Here is an 18876-nt window from a genome sequence, read left to right as displayed (position 1 = left end):
CTCCGATCAACGGGTGACCCCGAGGGAGGCATACTCATGCGGATTCTGATCTCCGGCGCCAGTGTCGCCGGTCCGGTACTGGCGTACTGGCTGACCAAGTACGGCTTCGACGTCACCGTCGTCGAGCGCGCACCAGTACTGCGCAAGACCGGCGGCCATGCCGTCGATCTGTTCCGGCCGGCGGTGGACATCTCGGAGCAGATGGGCGTACTCCCCCGCATCGAGGAGCGGGCCACCGGCACCGACCGGATGACGCTCTACCGAACCGGCGTACGGCGTCCCGTCCGGGTGGACCTGTCCAAGGTCTTCGGCGGCGCGTCCGATCGCCACCTCGAGGTCCTGCGCGACGATCTCAGCGAGATCTACTACGACGCCGCCCGCGACGACGTCGAGTACATCTTCGACGACTCGATCACCGCGATCTCGCCCGACGGCGAGGTCGAGTTCGAGAACGCCGTACGGCGTCGCTTCGATCTGGTCATCGGCGCGGACGGGCTGCACTCCAACGTGCGGCGCATCGTCTTCGGTGACGAGTCGCAGTACAGCGCCTTCATCGGGGCGTACCTCGGCGTACTGACGCTCCCAAATTCCGCCGGGCTCGACGGCGACATGGTGATCCACACCGGAGTCGGCCGTACTGCGGGGATCTACGGCGCGCGGCACATCGACGACGCGCGGGCGTTGTTCCTGTTCCGGAGCGAGCGGGAGCTCGACTACCACCACCGCGACGTACCCCGTCAGAAGGAGCTGCTGCGTGCGGCGTTCGACGGGATGGACCCCGAGGTCGACGGCTGGCTGAGCGAGCTGGACCGTACGTCGGCCTTCTACTTCGACTCGATCACCCAGCTCCGCATGGACACCTGGTCCCGCGACCGGGTCACGCTCGTCGGCGACGCCGGCTACTGCCCCGGCCCGGCCGTCGGCGGCAGCACCACCCTCGCCGTCGTCGGCGCCTACGTCCTGGCCGGCGAACTCGCCCGGTTCGACGGCGACCACGAGCGCGCGTTTCCGGCGTACGAACACGCCATGACCGACCACATCCGCGGCAGCCGAGCCGTCGCGCTGAGCGCCGCCAAGACCCTCATCCCCAAGTCCCGCCTGGGCATGGCCGGCCTCGCGTACGGCGCCCGCCTCATCTCCGCCCTCCCGGCCGGCCCGAGCCGCGCCCTCCTCCGCCTCACCACCAAGAGCGCCCGCGTCTACAACTCGATGACTGTCGACAACTATCCGCCGGTCGCTCGGACGATACTTGGAGGATGAGCGAGGCGGATCTGCCCGAGTTCAACCGTGCTCAGCTGCGCGCGATCGAGGTACTGCGAGACGGTGGAGCCGTCGTCGTGACGAACCCGAGCCCGATGACGTACGGCGTGGTCGCGCGTGACGCCCGCGCGCTGAATCTGCTGAAGGGCCGTCCCGCCGACCAGCCAGTCGGAGTCTCGGTCCACTCGCAGGCCGCGCATGATCAGCTCTTCCGGTTCCTCGACCTGCCGACCAACGCCCTCGCTGCGGTCAATTTCGCTCTCGCCGAGCGAATCACCGTCCTGGCGCCGATCCGGTCGGACCCGGCGATGCCGGAGTGGCTGGCACCGGCCATCCACGACGGCTGGGTGGTGTTCTTCGACGGGTACTGGGGTCCGCTGGCATCGCTGTGGATGACCTTTCCCTACCTGTACGGAAGCAGCGCCAACCGGACCGGCGAGGCGCCGGCCACCTCCGCCGCCGAAGCCCGCGCCCAGTTCCCGGCCGACACCCGCGTCATCGACGCCGACCACCTCCGGAAGCCGGCCGCGTCGTTCGGGGCCAGCACGAAGATTCGGGTGGACTCCGATGGGCAGCTGACCCTGCATCGGTCCGGCATCCAGGACCAGCTGGCGGGCGGACTCCTTCATCGGTTGCGGGAGTTCAAGTCCGAGATCGGCCGGCTCGATCCGTCGACGAGTACGCCGCTGGGCCATACGTATCTGTCGACCGAAGTGACCGGCAGGCAGTTGGTGCCGGGGACACGCATCCGGCTGGAGTTCTACCGATCGCCCAACAAGAACGAGGGCGAGCCGCGGGTGTGGGACGCCGTACGAGCGCACTCCGGTTGCAACCAGCTGGGCACAGCCGCCGCTGCCGGCGAACTGCTGACCGACGGGAAGCTGTGGCTCCAGGGTGTCGGCGGCACCCAGATGCGCTGCGAACCGGCACTCCAGGCTCAGGAGGAATGGCTGAAGACGTTCCTCACGAGCCGACCCAGCTGGCACGTGGACGGCGACCAACTCACGCTCACGTCAGACGGTACGACGATCACCCTGCTCGACAAGAAGCTCGCCGAACCCGACTTCCCGCTCGACGGCACCAGATGGAACGTCGTCACCACCATCACCAACGCCGACCTGCGCTATCACCGCTATCAGGCCGACCCAGCCTGGATCTCCTTCGACGGCGGCCGCCTGACCGGCTGGACCGGTTGCAACGAACTCTCCGGCACAGTCACCCGCACCAACACCGAACTGATCTTCACCGACGTCACCACCACCAACCACACCTGCCCAGGCGAAACAGCCGACGTCGAGGCCGCAATCCTCACCACCCTCGCAACCAGGGCCACCTACACCATCGACTTCAAGGCACTGACCCTGATCAACCCCGCCGGCGTCGGCCTTGATCTCACAGCGGATTAGAGCGGCAGCCCGTCGTCGTCGGTCAGTAGCACCTGGGGTTTGAACTTGGTCAGGAAGGCGACCAGTTCGCCGTCGGGGCGTTCGATGATGGTGCCGCCGTCTTGCCAGATACCGTCGAGGTGCTGGAACTCGCCCGGTGGGTCGCCTTGGTTGTAGTGGATGTCGTGTACGCCGAGACCCTCGTCGTACGGCGCTCCGAAGACGTAGACGCGGCGCGAGTAGGTGAGCAGTTGCTCGAGGAGGTCCAACGCGTTGTCCGCCGTGCTCTCCATCCAGAGGGACGGCGAGGTCAGCAGCTGAGAGCGGATGTAGTCCAACGCGCCCGAGCTCGGTGTCTTCTCCAGCAGGTGCCAGCCGTCGGCCAGCGCGGCCGTCGCTGCGAACAGATCCGCGTCGAGATACCGCACCTCGCGGTACTCCACCGGTATGCCGCTAGGCGTCGACACGTCCACCGCGCCCTCATACTCACCCGCCGGCGCCGCGACGTACATCTTCCCGTGGTACCAGGACCCGAAGTCATCCGGATCCTCCCGCGCAAACCGCACCAACCGACCGGCCAGAACCCCATAGCTTGTGAGCGGCATCGTTTCCCCTGCCCGGATCGTACGCCGATCTGTCACAGGTCGTGAGACCGACGTTTCTGGGAGTGGTCTTGCGGCGATGATGGGGACTGCGGATCGGCTCGAGGAGAGGGATGGTGCACGGATGGCTTGGTCGTTCGACGACGATCGGGAGCAGCACATCGAGACGGAGAGTCGGCCGACCAGGGTGCTGGCGTACGCGCAGGCGGCGCAGACGCTGGCGAGTCTCGGTGTGCCGGTGGTTGGGTACTTCGGGTCGCAGCATCACGCGGACAGTGGTGCTTCGGTCGGGTTGGACCTGCCGTTGGTCGGCTCGGGTGACGACGTCGACGAGGACCTGGTCAAGTCGCTGGATCCCGATCTCGTCGTGACCGTCACTTACGGCGGCGAGGTGTACGGCCTCTCGGCAGCGGTTGCCGACAGGGTGGCCGAGGTCGCGCCGATCCTCGCGATCGGTATCGCCGGGGATCGGACGCTCGAGTCGGTCATCGAGCGCTTCCACGCGTTGGCGACGGCGCTCGGAGCCGACGTACAGGATCCTGCGACGGACCTGGCCTCGGCGCCGACCGATCCTTCGGTGCGGGTCGTCGCGCTGTCCGGCGGCACCGACACCGACGCGTACGTCGCGAACCCGGCGTACTGGCCGAGCCTTCGGATGCTCGCCGACGCCGGCGTGCACTTCACCCCGACCACCACCGCGGGCGGCTGGGAGGTCGTCAAGTGGGACGAGCTCGCCGCCAAGCACCCCGCCGATCTCGTGCTGTACGACGAGCGCCCCAACTCGCTCGGCGCCGATCGCCTGGCCACGATCCCGGGATGGTCCGAGGTCCCCGGCGTACAAGCAGGCAACGTGCTGCCGTGGAACCCGGAGCCGCCGCTGACCTACGCGGCGGCCGACTCCTTCGTCAACGGCCTCGCGCAGCGTTGAGCATCTCGTCCCGGGGCACGACCTTCACACGTTCGCGACCCTGCGCCTGACCCAGCGCGATCTCGTGAGCATCGAGCCGGGCCCAGCCGTCGCGGTCGACGATCGGCCCGGCGAGATGCTCGAGAATCGCCTCCGGGTCGCTGATCTCCGGGCGCGGCAACTGGTCGAGATCTTGCAACAGACTGGCGATCGTCTCCGCGGCATCCGACTTCGTGTGGCCGATCAGTCCGACCGGGCCGCGCTTGATCCAGCCGGTCACGTACATCCCCGGCAGCGGTACGCCGTCGAGGTCGAGGATGCGGCCGCGGTCGTTGGTGATGACGCCGGCCTGGTGATCGAACGGGAGCTCCGGCAGATGCGAGGAGAGGTACCCGACCGCGCGGTACACGGCCTGCACGGGAGTGTCGACGTACTCGCCGGTTCCCTTCACGGTGCCGTCGCCCTGTAGCTGCATCCGCTCGGTGCGTAGCCCTTCGACCCTGTCCGTGCCGAGGACCTCGATCGGCGCCTGGCACAGGTGGATGTGGATCCGGTGCGGCGCGCCCGTCGGCTCGGCGTCGAGGTGCTTCAGCAGCGTGTCGACGACGAGCCGGGTGCTCTTGCTGGAGCTGATCGCGGCCTGGCTCGCGTCGTCGATCTCGAAGCCTTCGGGATGCACGATCACATCGACCGACGGTGAGTGCGACAACTCGCGCAATTCCATCGGCGTGAATTTGATCTGCGCCGGCCCGCGGCGTGCGAAGACGTGTACGTCGGTCGCCTGGTTGAGCTTCAGACCCTGGTACACGTTGTCCGCGATCTCGGTGCTCAACTGCTCGTCGGCCGGCTTCGCCAGCATCCGGGCGATGTCGAGCGCGACGTTCCCCGCGCCGACGACCGCGACCTCACGCGCGTCCAGCGGCCAATCCCGCGGTACGTCGGGATGCCCGGCGTACCAGCTGACGAAGTCCGCGGCGCCGTGGCTGCCCGGGAGGTCGATCCCCGGAATGTCGAGGGACCGATCCGCCATCGCGCCGGTCGCGAAGATGACCGCGTCGTAGTGCCTGCGCAGGTCGTCGAGCTTCAGATCGGTGCCGTACGCAACGTTTCCGACGAACCGGATCCGGTCGCGGTTCACCACCCGGTGCAGCGCCTTGATGATCTCCTTGATCCGGGGATGGTCCGGCGCCACGCCGTACCGCACCAGGCCGAACGGCGCCGGTAACCGCTCGATGAGATCGACCAGCACCCGGGGATGTTCCTGGGCGAGAATGTCAGCGGCATAGATTCCAGCCGGGCCGGCACCGACCACGGCGACCCGAGGGTCCGTCACGATTCACTCCATAAGTTAGGTAAGCCTAACCTAGTCAAAATGACGGATTTTGACATCCTTTGAGACTCACTTCACAAGGCGATGACCGACGGCTAGCCTCCGAGGTGGAGAAACCCTGACTTCTCCGCGTACGCCGAAGGAACCGTTCGATGGCCAGCTTGGCGAGTTACACGACCCTGTACGTGACCGCGGTCGGACTGAATGGCGACCCCGACCTCAAGCACATCGCTGCCGTGCGCTGGGACCCCGGCAGCCTCGACCCGGAAGAGTCCTCACTGGCCGACTTCGTCCAGTGGCTCGACCGAGGCGCCGGCCGCGCCTTCGTCCGCCGCTCCGACGGCACCCGCGGCCCCCGGGTCCGAGTCAACTCCGACGGCCTCACCCGCTACCTCCGCAGCAACCCCGACGACCGCTCCAACCAGGACGAACTACTCCTCCTCCCCACCTGGCAACTCCACCGCTCCAAGAAACACTCCCGCCGCGTATGAGTGTGGAGTTCGAGGTACGGGCCTTGGATGTGGAGACGTGGCCTGCGTTTGCGGAGTTGGTTGAGGCGAACAACGGGGTTTGGGGTGGGTGTTGGTGTGTGGGGTTTCATGTGAAGCTCGGGAAGGGGCGGACTCCTCAGCAGAATCGGGAGGAGAAGGAAGCGCGGGTGCGGAGTGGGGATACGCATGCGGCGCTGGTGTTCGACGGGGAGAAGTGTTTGGGGTGGTGTCAGTTCGGGTCGCCGGAGGAGTTGCCGGAGGTTAAGAGTCGGCGGCTTTATGAGAAGGGGCTGACTGAGCTGCCGGACTGGCGGGTTACCTGTTTCTTCACCGGGAAAGGGCTGCGGGGGCGCGGGGTTGCGGATGTGGCGCTCGGTGGGGCTTTGGTGCAGATTGGGCAGCTCGGAGGTGGCGTCGTCGAGGGGTATCCGGAGGAGACCGACGACCGGAAGGTGTCGGGGTCGTTTCTGCATACGGGGCCGATGGCGGCGTTCGAGAATCACGGGTTCACCAGGACCCGTCCTATTTCGCCGCACCGGTGGGTCGTCACCCGGACGGTTTAGGGCGGCTGGATTCCGTAGTCGTGGATCTTGCGGTAGATGGTCGCTCGGGACATGCCGAGCGATTTCGCGGCGTGGCCCTTGTGGCCGTCGTTGGCGAGCAGGCTGCGGATGATCGCGTCGCGTTCGAGCGCTTCCAGCTGGCTGAGGCTGCGACGGCTGATGGCTTGGGCGCGGCCCGGGAGGTCCGCGGGGGTGATCACGCCGGTACGACGACGGCGTACGACGACCTGTTTGAGCATCTGGCACAGTTCGGCGGTGTTGCCGGGCCAGGCTGAGCGCATCAGTTGCTGCATGGCGTCGGGGCCGCAGGTCAGCTCGCCGTGGCTCAACTGGTTGAGGAAGTACGGGACGAGTTCGCGGACGTCCTCGATGTGGTGCCGCAGCGGTGGCACCTCGACGGTCAGCGGGAAGAGCGACAGCAGCTCCCCCAGATCAGGCGCGTCCGACTCGTCCGAGGTGAGGGTCAGCGCGATCCACGGCGGATCGGCCGGTCGGCGTTCGAGTACGTCGTACAGCGCCGCGATCGTCGCATCCACGCCGCTCGCGTCCAGGCGCTCGACGTGCCGGATCACCAGCGCCTGCACCGAATCGTCGGACAGCTCGGACTCCAGCTCTGCCGCGAACCCGCCACCCACCCGCGCAACGTCGACAACGTGGAACAAACCGGCCGGGTTGTTCTGATGGTGCGCGGCCCGCGCCAGGGTGACCTTGCCGGTCCCCCGCTCGCCGGTCAGCACGACCCATTGGCCGGCCCGGCACGCGTTGTCCACCTCGCGGCTGCTGCCGAGCCACGGCGCACTCCGCCCGACGAGCCCGGGAAGGACCGGACGCGGCGGCGGACGATGCCCGGTGGCCGGCGTACGAATGCCGACACCCGACGAATGCGGGCTGATCTGGATGATCCCACCGCCACCGGACGCGACCGGGCGGCACATGATCCGTACCCACGAACCGGTCGGCAGCTCGGCCACAATGGCCTCGGTCGTACCGCGGGCCAGCATCTCGGCTGCATACCCGAGTACGGCGCGCTGGTCCGACGCGTCGAGCGACTGACCTGCCTTCGCGTTCATCAGCAGCAGATCGTCGTCGACTGCGATCACCATGTCACCGAGCCGGCGTGAACTCTGCAGATACGCCTGCAGCAGCGAGAGCTCCCGCGCCGAGCTGTCCTTGAGCAGCGCGGCCCGGATGTTCTCCGCCGTGGTCTTGGCAAGCGCCATCAGCAATGACCCGGCGTCCTTGCGCCAGCAGGTCAGGTCGATCGCGCCGATCGTCTTGCCGTTCACCGGGTGCTTGATCGGTACGCCGGCGCAGGCAAGATCCTCGAGATCCTCGGCGTAGTGCTCGTGACCGAACACGTGCATCGGTCCGCCGCCCTCGAGCGCGGTCCCGATGCCGTTCGTGCCGGCGAACTCCTCGGCGTAGCTGAACCCCGGCGCCAGGAAAACCTTGTCCAGGTACCGCGCCAGGTTGGTGTCCGCCGTCAGGCGCTCCAGCACCATCCCGGTCCGGTCGGTGAGGATCACGCTGATCGGCTGACCGTCGAGATTCTGGTGCAGTTGCCGCAGTACGGGCGCGGCGCTGCGGGTCAACGGGATGTCGAGGTCGGGGTCGGCGACGTACGGAAGCGTGATCCGGTCGGCCGGGAGGTTCCAGCGCCGCGACCGTACCCAGGAGGCAAGGATCGGCGGCCGGACATCCTGCGTCTTGACCGGGTCGAGGGTGAGGAAGTTCAACCGCGCCGTAGCGGCGCGCCGGTTGTCCTCCATCGAGGGGGCGATTTCGTCCACGGGGCCTCCCACCGGGGTCGCGTCCTCTTCGAGAGTAGTGCAGCCGGACACAAGTGGCGTCTCAGAATGAGACACCCAGGGAGGCCTGCCGGGCATGCGATTGAGATCAAACGACTGGAGGTTTCATGGACAACGATGTCTCGCCGCAGCAGGAGTCCTACAACCCGTGGACCGTCGTACATCTCGTCTTCGAACACCTCGCCGACGCCGGTCTGCATCCCGTCCTGGGAGCCACTGGTCACCCCGGCGAACCGGCCGCCGAACTGCTGCGGTGCTTGGGTATCCAGCCCGATCCGCAGGGTGACCACCGGCTGGTCGAGCAGAAGGAAGAGCGGCTCGCCGAGCTCCGCCAGGCCTTCTTCGGCGAGTCGTGACCCGCTTCTCAATTTGAGACCTCACCCCGCTCCGGGCGGCGATGTACTGCAAGCACACAGCCGGCCACATGAGCGGGAGGAAAGCCATGAGTCGCCAAAGCGTGGCGAGGGCCCACCAGAAGATCCAGGAATTGTCATGGGAACCGGCGTACCACGAGCCGGTCTCCCAGTACGGGACGGACTACACGTTCCGTAAGGCGCAGAAGAAAGACCCCCTGAAGCAGGTACTGCGGTCGTACTTCCCGATGCAGGAGGAGAAGGACCACCGGGTGTACGGCGCTTCGGACGGCGCGATCCGCGGGAACATGTTCCGCCAGGTCCAGGAACGCTGGCTGGAATGGCAGAAGCTGTTCCTGAGCATCATCCCGCTGCCGGAGATCTCGGCCGCTCGGGCGATGCCGCTGCTGTTCCGGACCGTGCCGAACCCGGAGCTGCACAACGGGCAGGCCATCCAGATGATCGACGAGGTCAGGCACTCGACGATCCAGCAGAACCTCAAGCGCCTGTACATGAACAACTACATCGACCCAGCCGGCTTCAACTCAAGCCTGCGCGACTTCCAGAGCGACTACTGCGGCACCATCGGCCGGCAGTTCGCCGAGGGCTTCATCACCGGTGACGCGATCACCGCGGCCAGCATCTACCTGACGATCGTGGCCGAGACCGCCTTCACCAACACGCTGTTCGTCGCGATGCCGGCCGAGGCCGCCGCGAACGGCGACTACCTGCTGCCGACGGTGTTCCACTCGGTCCAGTCCGACGAGTCCCGGCACATCAGCAACGGGTACGCGACGCTGCTGATGGCGCTCGCCGACGAGGACAACCACCAGCTGCTCGCCCGCGACCTGCGGTACGCCTGGTGGAACAACCACCGCGTCGTCGACGCCGCGATCGGCACCTTCATCGAGTACGGCACCAAGGACCGGCGCAAGGACCGCGAGTCGTACGCCGAGATGTGGCGCCGCTGGATCTACGACGACTACTACCGCAGCTACCTGGTGCCGCTGGAGAAGTACGGACTCGAGATCCCGCACGACCTGATCGAGGAGTCCTGGAACCAGATCTGGAACAAGGGCTACGTGCACGAGGTCGCCCAGTTCTTCGCCACCGGCTGGCTCGCCAACTACTGGCGGATCGACCCGATGACGGACAAGGACTTCGAGTGGTTCGAGTACAAGTACCCGGGCTGGTACGACAAGTACGGCGCCTGGTGGGAGAACTACAACCGCCTGTCCACGCCGAACGGGCACAAGCCGATCGTCTTCGAGGACGTCGACTACGAGTACCCGCACCGCTGCTGGACGTGCATGGTGCCGTGTCTGGTCCGTGAGGACATGGTGATGGCCAAGGTCGACGGCCAGTGGCGGACGTACTGCCACGAGATGTGCAAGTGGACCGACGAGACCGCGTTCCGGCCGACGTACCAGGGCCGGCAGACGCCGAACATGGGCAAGCTGATCGGCCACCGCGAGTGGGAGACGCTGTACCACGGCTGGAACTGGGCCGACGTGGTGTCCGACATGGGCTTCGTCCGCGACGACGGCAAGACGATGGTCGCGCAGCCGCACCTGGACCTGAACCCGGACAAGATGTGGACCCTCGACCACCTGCGCAAGTGCCCGCCGCTGGCGAGCCCGAACGTACTGCTGAACGAGATGTCCGACGACGAGCGGACCGCGTTCGCGGCGCGCTACGTCAAGGGCGGCCCGGCCGGACGACCCGCTCGAGCCGACGCCTGATCCCATGGGAGACAAGCACGTCGTGAGGTTCGAGCCCGTCGGCATCGAGATCGAGGTCGACGAGGACCAGACGATCCTGCGCGCGGCCGCCGAGCAGGGCGTGATGCTCATGCACGGCTGCAAGGAGGGACAGTGCGCGTCCTGCAAGTCGTTCGTCCTCGACGGTGACGACATCGACCTGGACCGCTACAGCACCTTCGCGCTACCGGAGTACGAACTGGACGAGGGCTACACGCTGCTGTGCCGGGCGCACGCCTTCGAGGACCTCACGATCGAGCTGCTCAACTACGACGAGGACATGATCCGCTCGGGTCTGCCGATCCAGGAACGGACGGCGGAGGTCGTCGCGATCACTCCGGTGACGCACGACCTCCGGCACCTGGTGCTGAAGCTCTCCGAGCCCGGCGAGCTGAAGTTCTTCCCGGGACAGTACGTCGACATCTCGGTGCCGGACTCCGGCGAAGAAGGGGCGAGTCGCTCGTTCTCGATGGCGAACACGTCGAGCCGCGAGAGCGGGCAGCTGGAGTTCGTCATCAAGGTGTACCCGGGCGGGATGTTCTCGGAGTTCCTGGACCAGCGCCTCCGGGTCGGTGACCGGTTGGACCTGACCGGGCCGTTCGGGGTGTTCACCCTCCGGGACAATCCGGACGCCCGGCTGGTCTTCCTCGGCGGCGGGGCCGGGATGGCGCCGATCCTGGCCCTGCTGCGGTCGATGGCCGAGCGCGGGATCGACCGGCCGACGACGTTCTACTACGGGTCCCGGACACAACTGGACCTGTGTTTCGAGGAGGAGTTGCACGAGCTCGAGCAGCGGCTGCCGCGGTTCCGGTACGTGCCGGCGCTGTCGGAAGAGGAGTGGGACGGCGAGAGCGGACTGATCACCGACGTGGTCAAGCGGCTCGAGCCGGACCTGACCGGAGCCGATGCCTATGTGTGCGGGCCGCCGCCGATGGTCGAGGCGGCGATCCCGCTGCTCGAACGGCTCGGGATCGCGACCAAGCACATCTACTACGACAAGTTCACCACGACCGGCGACGCCGGTGACTCGGAAGTGCTGGAGGCAGGAAGCCGATGACCACCACACAGGACTCACCTAAGACCGAACGCAGCGTGCCCAAGCCGGTCTTCACCGATGCCGAGGCGGGCGCCCGCGAGTTCCCGGACTCGACCTCGCGGCGGTACAACTACTACACACCGCAGAAGCGTAAGCAGACCCACTACGAGGACGTCACGGTCGACGTACAGCCCGACCCGCGGCACTACCTCAGCCAGGGCTGGTTGTACGGCTTCTCCGACGGCCGCGGCGGATACCCGCTGGACTGGACCGTGCTGAAGGCCTGGGGCTCGGACAAGCCCAGCCCGCAGCGTGGCCCGGGTACCGGCGGCCTGTTCGTGAAGGAATGGCCGGCCACCGGCTGGCACGAGTTCCGCGACCCGAACGAGGAGTGGGAGCTCACCCTCTACCGGTACAACTCGAACGTGGTCCGCCAGGTCACCCAGAACGTCGAGGCCGCCAAGCAGTCGAAGGCCTTCGAGCAGTGGAACACGAACTGGGTCCGCTTCGTCGAGCAGCACGTCGGCGCCTGGATGCACGTCGACCACGGCCTCGGCCTGTACCTGTACGCGAACGCGAACCGGCGCGCACCGACGAACATGCACAACAACGCGATCTCGGTGAACAGCATGCACCGGATCCGCGCCGCGCAAGACCTCGCGCTGTACAACCTCACGCTGTCCGAGGAGATCGAGGGCTTCGACGGCACCGCGCACCTGGAGACCTGGAACAGCGACCCGGCCTGGCAGGGCGTGCGCGACGTCGCCGAGCAGCTGACCGGGATCGACGACTGGTGCGAGGCGATCTTCGCGTCGAACGTCGTGTTCGAGCCGCTCGTCGGTGAACTGTTCCGCAGCCAGCTGGTGCAGCAGGCATCCCCGCGGAACGGCGACTTCGTCACTCCGACGGTCGTCGGCGCGGCGGAGTACGACTTCGCCGAGCGCGACCTGCGCTACACGACGGCGATGTTCGAGCTGCTCACCAACGACAAGGAGTTCGCGGACCACAACAAGTCGATCCTGCAGGACTGGGCGGCGAAGTGGACCGCGGAGTCGCTCCGCGCGGCCCGCGCACTGCAGCCGCTGTGGTCGCAGCCGGACGCGAAACCGCCACGGTTCGAGGACGGCCTCGACCGGGTCAAGAGCCGGTTCAGCGGCATCGTCACCTCGCTGGGCCTCGAGGAACCGAAGGAGCTGTCACTGTGACCAGCACGTTCACCACCGCGGAAAGCCCGTTCAAGCAGGACAACACCGCGTCCAACAAGTGCGGCGTGACGCTGATGAACAACCAGGTCGGCGCGGTTGTCGCTGAGGTGATGACCGGTCAGGACAACGTCACCGTGACGCACCTGCCGTCGATGATCCGGGTCGACGCGATCAACCGGATGGACTTCGTCTACGACGACATCTCCGAGGCGCTCGGCGAGGAGCCCGGGTACTTCGACCAGGCCGAGTTCGAGGAGAACATGTCGACCCACTACGGGCGGATGGTCCACCTCGACGACCGGACGATCATGTTCGCCAACCCCGAGGACGCCGCCGAGTACATCGGCTTCGACCTGACCGCATCCAGCTGACCAGGGGGTCTCTTTCGTGTACGAGAAGAATGGTGAGAAGTACTTCGTGGTCGACAGCCACATGCACATGTGGAAGGCCGGCCCGGACAACTGGGTGAAGGGTGCGGAGCAGTACGCGAAGGGCTGGATCGAATGCTTCCACGCGTACCAGAGCCTCGGCCCGAAGGAGACCCACTGGACGATCGAGAAGTTCATGAGCTACACCGAGGACGACCTGATGAAGGACGTCTTCGAGGACGGCTACGTGGACGTCGCGGTGTTCCAGCCGACGTACCTGAAGGAGTGGTACGCGGAGGGTTTCAACACCACCGAGCAGAACGCGAATCTCGGCGAGAAGCATCCGGGCATGTTCGTGCTGAACACCCGGTTCGACCCGCGCGACGGTGACGCCGGCCTGGAAGAGCTGGCGCGCAACGTCGAGCGGTACGGCTCGAAGGGAGTCAAGCTCTACACGGCAGAGTGGAACGCCGGATCCCGCGGTTACAAGTTGACCGACCCGGCGGCGTACACGTACCTCGCCAAGGCGCAGGAACTCGGGATCAAGAACATCCACGTCCACAAGGGCCCCACGATCTGGCCGCTGGACAAGGACGCGTTCGACGTCTCCGATGTCGACCACGCCGCGACCGACTTCCCCGAGCTCAACTTCATCGTCGAGCACGTCGGCCTGCCGCGGATCGAGGACTTCTGCTTCATGGCCACCCAGGAACCCAACGTGTACGCCGGTCTGTCGGTCGTCATCGGCGGACTGATGCACGCGCGGCCGCAGTTCTTCGCCAAGGTGATGGGCGAACTGCTGTTCTGGGTCGGCGAGGACAAGATGACGTTCGGCAGCGACTACGGCATCTGGGAGCCGAAGTGGCAGATCGAGGGCTTCGTGGACTGGGAGTTCCCCGACCAGCCGGAGTTCGCGGACTACCCGCGGCTCGGGGTGGACGGGAAGAAGAAGATCCTCGGGCTGAACGCGGCCAAGCTCTACGACATCAAGGTGCCGGACGAGCTGCAACTGAAGGAGGACACCCCCGCCGCACAGGACGACTCGAAGCTGGTCGCGTCCTGATGACGGCAGTCATCGCCGAGAAGGACCGGGTCCTGGACGCACTCGGTGCGGTCCGGGACCCGGAGCTGGACGAGCCGATCACGACGCTGGGATTCGTTTCGACCTGCGTCGTGTCGGCCGCCGGCGACGTGGTCGTGCGGTTGCGGCTGCCGACCTACTTCTGTGCGCCGAACTTCGCGTTCCTGATGGTCGCCGACGCGTACGACGTGGTGTCGGCGCTGCCCGCCGTGCGGTCGGTCGACGTGGCGCTGGAGGATCATTTCGCCGCCGCCCAGATCAATGCGGGGGTGGCGGCGCGGGCGGGGTTCGTCGCCTCGTTCGACGGCGAGGCGGCGGCGGAGCTCGACGAGTTACGCCGTACGTTCGTCGCCAAGGCGGTGCTGGCCGGGACCGATCAGGTCTGCCGGCCTTTTGTTGCTTCTGGCACCGATCCGGCGGAGGTCGCGCGGCTGACGATCGCCGACGTACCGCCGTCGGCCGAGCTCGACCGGTTGCTGCGTCGCCGGTCCGAACTCGGGCTGCCGACCGGACCGGACGCACCGCTGCTCATCGACGTCGCGACCGGCGAGGCGATCGGCGCACCCGCGGCGGCCAGACACCTCGGGCTGGCCCGGCTGACCCGGACCGGCATCGAGGCCAACACCGGTATCTGCAGGGGCATGCTGAGGCACCGGTACACCGAAACCGGTGCGGGCGAGGAGGAGCAGGGATGAAGGCCGTTCGACTGCACGGGTACCACCAGCAACCAGTGGTCGAGGACGTACCGGAACCGGTCGTCAAGGGCCCGCTGGACGTCATCGTCAAGATCGGCGGCGCGGGCGTGTGCCGGACCGATCTGCACATCATCGAGGGTCAGTGGGACGCGGCGATGCACCCGTCGCTCCCGTACACGATCGGCCACGAGAACGCCGGCTGGGTGCACGAGATCGGCTCGGCCGTCACCAACGTCAAGGTCGGCGACACCGTCATCCTGCACCCGACGCCGACCTGCGGTCTGTGCCATGCCTGTCGCGCCGGGGACGACATGCACTGCGAGAACAGCTCGTTCCCGGGTCTGGACAGTGACGGGGGGATGGCGGAGTACCTCCTCACCTCCGCCCGCGCCTGCGTGAAGCTCGACCCGAGCACGCGACCACAGGATGTCGCGGCGCTCGCCGACGCGGGCATCACGGCGTACCACGCGGTCCGGAAGGCCCTGCCACTGTTGCCTCCCGGTACGACGGCCGTGGTGATCGGCGCGGGCGGTCTGGGGCATATCGGCGTCCAGTGCCTGGCTGCGTTGACGGCGGCGCGGATCATCGTCGTCGACCGCAACCCGGACGCGCTCAAACTGGCCGAGCAGCTCGGCGCCGACCAGACGGTCGTTGCCGACGGCAAGCAGGTGGAGAAGGTGCTGGAGCTGACCGACGGCGCCGGCGCACACGTGGTGCTGGACTTCGTCGCCGAGCAGGGCGCCGAGCACGACGGTTTCGCGATGACCGGCCGGGCCGGTTCGTACTTCGTCATCGGGTACGGCGGCCAGGTGCAGATCCCGACGCTGGACATCATCTCCACCGAGCGCAACATCGTCGGAAACATCGTCGGCACGTTCAACGAGCTGGCCGAGCTGATGGCGCTCGCCCAGGCCGGCAAGGTCACGCTGCACACCCGGACCTATCCGCTCGACGCGGCCGTTGACGCGGTCGCCGATCTCGACGCCGGCCGGGTCCGCGGCCGCGCGATCCTCGTTCCGTAACACGACCATTTCCGGAGGGAACTGATGGCCAAGGAACTCAGATTCGGTGAGAGTGCCCGCGATCTTCTGCTGGCCGGCGTTGACCAGCTGGCAGACGCGGTGAAGTCGACGCTGGGCCCGAAGGGGCGCAACGTCATCCTGGAGAAGATCACCGGATCGCCCGTCGTCACCAACGACGGCGTGACGATCGCGCGGGAGATCTTCCTCAAGAACCAGTTCGAGAACATGGGCGCCCAGCTGGTCAAGGAAGCCGCGATCAAGACCAACGACATCGTCGGCGACGGCACCACCACGGCGACCGTGATCGCGCAGGCCATCATCCGCGAGGGCATGCACGCGATCGGCTCCGGCGGGAACCCCGTTCTGGTGAAACGGGGTATCGACGTTGCCGTCGGCAAACTGGTCGAGCGGCTGCGCGACGTCGCGCACCCGGTCGTGACCGAGCAGGACTACGCGCGGGTCGCGGCGATCTCGGCGAACGACGACGATGTCGTCGGCGCGGTGATCGCGAACGCGCTGCACACCGTCGGCGACGGCGGGATCGTGACCATCGAGGAGTCCTCGATCAACGGTATGGGCGTGGACTTCGTCGAGGGGTTCGAGTTCGACAACGGGTACATGTCGCCGTACATGGTGACCGATCCTGGCAGCCTGCAGGCCGTGCTCGACAACCCGTACATCCTGTTGTGCAGCGAGAAGATCACCAAGGTCCAGGAGATCATGCCGCTGCTGGACAAGATCATGCGCGAGCCGCGTCCGCTGGTGATCATCGCCGAGAGCCTCGAAGGTACGGCGCTCAGCATGCTGGTGCACAACCACGTCAACGGGTTGTTCCAGTGCGTGGCCGTGAAGGCCCCCGGGTTCGGCGACCGGCGGCTGCACAAGCTCGAGGACATCGCGGCGATCACGGGCGGCGCGGTCTACAGCCGGCACTCCGGGTTCAGCCTCGAGACGATGACGCTCGACCAACTGGGCCGCGCGGACCAGGTGCGGGTCACGGCCGACCGTACGGCGATCGTCGCGGGCAGCGGGCACGACAAGGACGTGGCGTTCCGGCTCGCGCAGCTGCGGTCGGAGCTCGAACGGGCCACGTTCGGCGTCGACGAGGACGTCCTGACCGAGCGGATCGGCTCGTTGTCGGGCAAGGTTGCGGTGATCCGTGTCGGTGCGCCGACCCCGGCCGAGCTCAAGGAGCTCCAGCACCGGGTCGAGGACGCGCTGTCTGCGACACGGGCCGCGATGGCGGAAGGGATCGTCGCGGGCGGCGGCATGGCCCTCCTGCATGCCGCGTCAGCCCTCGACGGTCTGGACGTCAAGGGTGACTACAAGACCGGTGTCGACATCGTCCGGCGGGCGCTGCGCGAACCGGCGTACCTGATCGCCGCGAACGCGGGTTACTCCGGCGCCGAGGTGCTGGAGCGTACGTCGCAGATGGGCGTCGACGAGGGCTTCGATGCTCTGGAAGGCGTGTACGGCAACATGCTCGCGATGGGCATCATCGACCCGCTCCGGGTGGCGCGTTCCGCGCTGCAGAACGGCGCGTCGGTGGCCGGCCTGCTCTTGACGACCAACACCTTGATCGCCGAGGAGCAGACCCCGTGGGGCGGCAGTGCCGCCCTGATGACGGAGTACGGCGCGTTGGACGAGGGCCTGCACCAGCCGAGCCCCGACCCCAGCACACCGCAGTCGCTCGGACTGGGCCCGTCGGTCGGTTAGGAGACAGAAAGGACACGCCCCGGCGCCGGTCATGGTCACGAGCGTTCAACGCTCACCGGCACCGGGGCGGGCCCGGATGCGTCCCTCAACGGCAATCCGGTACCCGGTCCGCCGCTGCGTATTCGTGTAGCTGGATCAGGTGAAAATGCTCACGCCGCCCGGGCCGACCAGCAGACCGATGATGATCAGGGCGGCACCCCACATCACCTGGCCGCGGAACAGCGAGACGATTCCGGACACGACAAGGATCACCGCGATGATCCACAGGATGAATACCATGCTTCCCTCTCCTCTGTGGGCCGGGGATTGACCCGGCGGACGCAATCCCCGTGCGTCCGGTCCGGTGCCCGGGGCGTCGCCCGGCAAACCCTTTACAGAGCAGGCGAAACGGTCGTATGAAACAACCCCGCCGGATGGGTCAGCGCAATTCGAAGCCGCGGACTTTGAGGGCCTCGCGCAGGTGCTCACGGCCCTTGAGCCCGGCGACTGTCCCGAACCGGCTGGCCACGCGGGCGACCCAGCTCGTCGGCAGGCCGGCGTTCGCGTAGAACGTGTTCAGCGCCTCCTCATAGGCGCGCACATGGGCTTCCTGCGGTTCGAGCTCGTACGTCTCGTGGTGGAGGACGGCCTCCTGCGGGAGACGCGGTTTGACCGCGGCCTCGTCGAGCTGGTCCGGATAGCCGACGGTCAGGCCGAAGACCGGGAAGACGTTCGGCGGCAGCCGCAACTCCGCGGCGACGTCGAGCGGACGGTTGCGGATCGCGCCGACGAACACTGTGCCGAGCCCGAGCGACTCGGCTGCCAGCGCAGCGTTCTGCGCGGCGAGCGCGACGTCGACGAACGCGAGCAGGGCCGCCTCGACGAAGTCCGCGGCCTCTGCCGTTGCCGATCCGATCTCGGTGGTGATGTGTCGCGCCCTGGCCAGATCGGCCAGCCAGACCAGGAACAACGGCGCCTGCGCGATGAACTCCTGCTCCCCCGCCAGCTCCGCCAGCCGGGTACGACGTACCTCGTCCTGGACCGCGACCACGCTCCACAGCTGCAGGTTCCCGGACGTCGGGGCGGACTGTGCGGCCGCGATCAACGCCGCCAACGTGTCAGCGGGCACCGGATCCGGCCGGTAGGACCGCACGGATCGATGCGCGAGCTGCTGCGCGATGACGTCGTTCCACACCGCCGGCGGCGCGAACGCCGTACTCGATCCGTAGCGCAGCCGGTAGGAACTCTCCGCAGTCGTCACACCTGAAAGATTACTTTTCGACTGGACATTCCGGTCCCGGTCTCACCGGTCAAG

General features: G+C 67.1%; 19 protein-coding genes. 14 read left to right on the top strand and 5 right to left on the bottom strand.

Annotated features, from left to right (window positions below; genetic code table 11):
• Positions 1 to 36: 36 nt before the first annotated feature.
• Positions 37 to 1260 (top strand): FAD-dependent monooxygenase, encoded by a 1224-nt coding sequence (locus FDA38_RS08125; protein ID WP_137253406.1) that lies wholly within the window; start codon positions 37 to 39, stop codon positions 1258 to 1260.
• The gene (locus FDA38_RS08120) at positions 1257 to 2666 is read left to right on the top strand and encodes an META domain-containing protein (protein ID WP_137253405.1); all 1410 of its coding nucleotides are present in this window, start codon (positions 1257 to 1259) and stop codon (positions 2664 to 2666) included. Before FDA38_RS08125 ends, FDA38_RS08120 begins: the two co-directional genes overlap by 4 nt.
• Here FDA38_RS08120 and FDA38_RS08115 read toward each other — a convergent pair.
• Positions 2663 to 3250 (bottom strand): DUF2278 family protein, encoded by a 588-nt coding sequence (locus FDA38_RS08115; RefSeq protein WP_170989622.1) that lies wholly within the window; start codon positions 3248 to 3250, stop codon positions 2663 to 2665. The genes FDA38_RS08120 and FDA38_RS08115 overlap by 4 nt on opposite strands.
• Before the next feature lie 121 nt (positions 3251 to 3371).
• Here FDA38_RS08115 and FDA38_RS08110 point away from each other — a divergent pair, with 121 nt between their 5' ends.
• Positions 3372 to 4175: an ABC transporter substrate-binding protein gene (locus tag FDA38_RS08110; RefSeq protein WP_170989621.1), complete on the top strand. Its 804-nt coding sequence runs from the start codon at positions 3372 to 3374 to the stop codon at positions 4173 to 4175.
• On the opposite strand, the gene FDA38_RS08105 is transcribed toward FDA38_RS08110, so the two are convergent.
• Positions 4153 to 5487, bottom strand: coding sequence for an FAD-dependent oxidoreductase (locus FDA38_RS08105; RefSeq protein WP_137253402.1), 1335 nt, complete (start codon positions 5485 to 5487; stop codon positions 4153 to 4155). The two genes, FDA38_RS08110 and FDA38_RS08105, sit on opposite strands and share 23 nt — an antisense overlap.
• A gap of 149 nt (positions 5488 to 5636) precedes the next feature.
• On the opposite strand from FDA38_RS08105, the gene FDA38_RS08100 reads away from it, so the two are divergent.
• Both FDA38_RS08100 and FDA38_RS08095 read left to right on the top strand, forming a co-directional pair.
• Positions 5637 to 5975 carry a hypothetical protein gene (locus FDA38_RS08100; RefSeq protein ID WP_137253401.1) on the top strand — a complete coding sequence of 113 codons (339 nt, stop codon included), beginning with the start codon at positions 5637 to 5639 and terminating at the stop codon, positions 5973 to 5975.
• Positions 5972 to 6538, top strand: coding sequence for a GNAT family N-acetyltransferase (locus FDA38_RS08095; RefSeq protein ID WP_137253400.1), 567 nt, complete (start codon positions 5972 to 5974; stop codon positions 6536 to 6538). Before FDA38_RS08100 ends, FDA38_RS08095 begins: the two co-directional genes overlap by 4 nt.
• Here FDA38_RS08095 and FDA38_RS08090 read toward each other — a convergent pair.
• Entirely contained in the window at positions 6535 to 8328 is a 1794-nt protein-coding gene (locus FDA38_RS08090; RefSeq protein WP_202877589.1) for a sigma-54-dependent Fis family transcriptional regulator, read from the bottom strand. The genes FDA38_RS08095 and FDA38_RS08090 overlap by 4 nt on opposite strands.
• A 125-nt stretch (positions 8329 to 8453) precedes the next feature.
• On the opposite strand from FDA38_RS08090, the gene FDA38_RS08085 reads away from it, so the two are divergent.
• The 9 genes from FDA38_RS08085 to groL all read left to right on the top strand — a co-directional run bounded on the left by FDA38_RS08085 (position 8454) and on the right by groL (position 17582).
• The gene (locus FDA38_RS08085) at positions 8454 to 8702 is read left to right on the top strand and encodes a hypothetical protein (RefSeq protein ID WP_137253399.1); all 249 of its coding nucleotides are present in this window, start codon (positions 8454 to 8456) and stop codon (positions 8700 to 8702) included.
• Positions 8703 to 8788: 86 nt separating this feature from the next.
• Positions 8789 to 10441 (top strand): ferritin family protein, encoded by a 1653-nt coding sequence (locus FDA38_RS08080; protein ID WP_137253398.1) that lies wholly within the window; start codon positions 8789 to 8791, stop codon positions 10439 to 10441.
• A 22-nt stretch (positions 10442 to 10463) separates the two neighbouring features.
• Entirely contained in the window at positions 10464 to 11516 is a 1053-nt protein-coding gene (locus FDA38_RS08075) for an NADH:ubiquinone reductase (Na(+)-transporting) subunit F (protein ID WP_202877588.1), read from the top strand.
• Positions 11513 to 12700, top strand: a complete 1188-nt coding sequence (locus tag FDA38_RS08070) for a ferritin family protein (RefSeq protein WP_137253396.1) — start codon at positions 11513 to 11515, stop codon at positions 12698 to 12700. The genes FDA38_RS08075 and FDA38_RS08070 overlap by 4 nt, the downstream gene beginning before the upstream one ends.
• Complete coding sequence (mimD, locus tag FDA38_RS08065; protein WP_134104567.1) at positions 12697 to 13071, top strand: propane 2-monooxygenase effector subunit MimD; 375 nt, start codon at positions 12697 to 12699, stop codon at positions 13069 to 13071. The genes FDA38_RS08070 and mimD overlap by 4 nt, the downstream gene beginning before the upstream one ends.
• Before the next feature lie 16 nt (positions 13072 to 13087).
• Complete coding sequence (locus FDA38_RS08060; RefSeq protein ID WP_137253395.1) at positions 13088 to 14131, top strand: amidohydrolase family protein; 1044 nt, start codon at positions 13088 to 13090, stop codon at positions 14129 to 14131.
• Positions 14131 to 14844 carry an iron-sulfur cluster assembly protein gene (locus tag FDA38_RS08055; RefSeq protein WP_137253394.1) on the top strand — a complete coding sequence of 238 codons (714 nt, stop codon included), beginning with the start codon at positions 14131 to 14133 and terminating at the stop codon, positions 14842 to 14844. Before FDA38_RS08060 ends, FDA38_RS08055 begins: the two co-directional genes overlap by 1 nt.
• Positions 14841 to 15866, top strand: coding sequence for an NAD(P)-dependent alcohol dehydrogenase (locus tag FDA38_RS08050; protein ID WP_137253393.1), 1026 nt, complete (start codon positions 14841 to 14843; stop codon positions 15864 to 15866). The genes FDA38_RS08055 and FDA38_RS08050 overlap by 4 nt, the downstream gene beginning before the upstream one ends.
• A gap of 21 nt (positions 15867 to 15887) precedes the next feature.
• Positions 15888 to 17582 carry a chaperonin GroEL gene (gene groL, locus FDA38_RS08045; protein ID WP_202877650.1) on the top strand — a complete coding sequence of 565 codons (1695 nt, stop codon included), beginning with the start codon at positions 15888 to 15890 and terminating at the stop codon, positions 17580 to 17582.
• Between the two features lie 135 nt (positions 17583 to 17717).
• Here groL and FDA38_RS42105 read toward each other — a convergent pair whose 3' ends face one another.
• Together FDA38_RS42105 and FDA38_RS08040 are read right to left on the bottom strand one after the other, a co-directional pair.
• On the bottom strand, positions 17718 to 17861 hold the full coding sequence (locus FDA38_RS42105) for a GPGG-motif small membrane protein (protein WP_170989620.1): 144 nt from the start codon (positions 17859 to 17861) through the stop codon (positions 17718 to 17720).
• A 139-nt stretch (positions 17862 to 18000) separates the two neighbouring features.
• Positions 18001 to 18822, bottom strand: a complete 822-nt coding sequence (locus FDA38_RS08040) for a nitroreductase family protein (protein WP_202877587.1) — start codon at positions 18820 to 18822, stop codon at positions 18001 to 18003.
• Between the last annotated feature and the right edge of the window lie 54 nt (positions 18823 to 18876).

This window comes from Kribbella jiaozuonensis, assembly GCF_005233875.1.
Taxonomy (GTDB): domain Bacteria; phylum Actinomycetota; class Actinomycetes; order Propionibacteriales; family Kribbellaceae; genus Kribbella; species Kribbella jiaozuonensis.
Note: the sequence above shows the minus strand (reverse complement) of the source record. Positions and strands in the feature narration are given on the sequence as shown.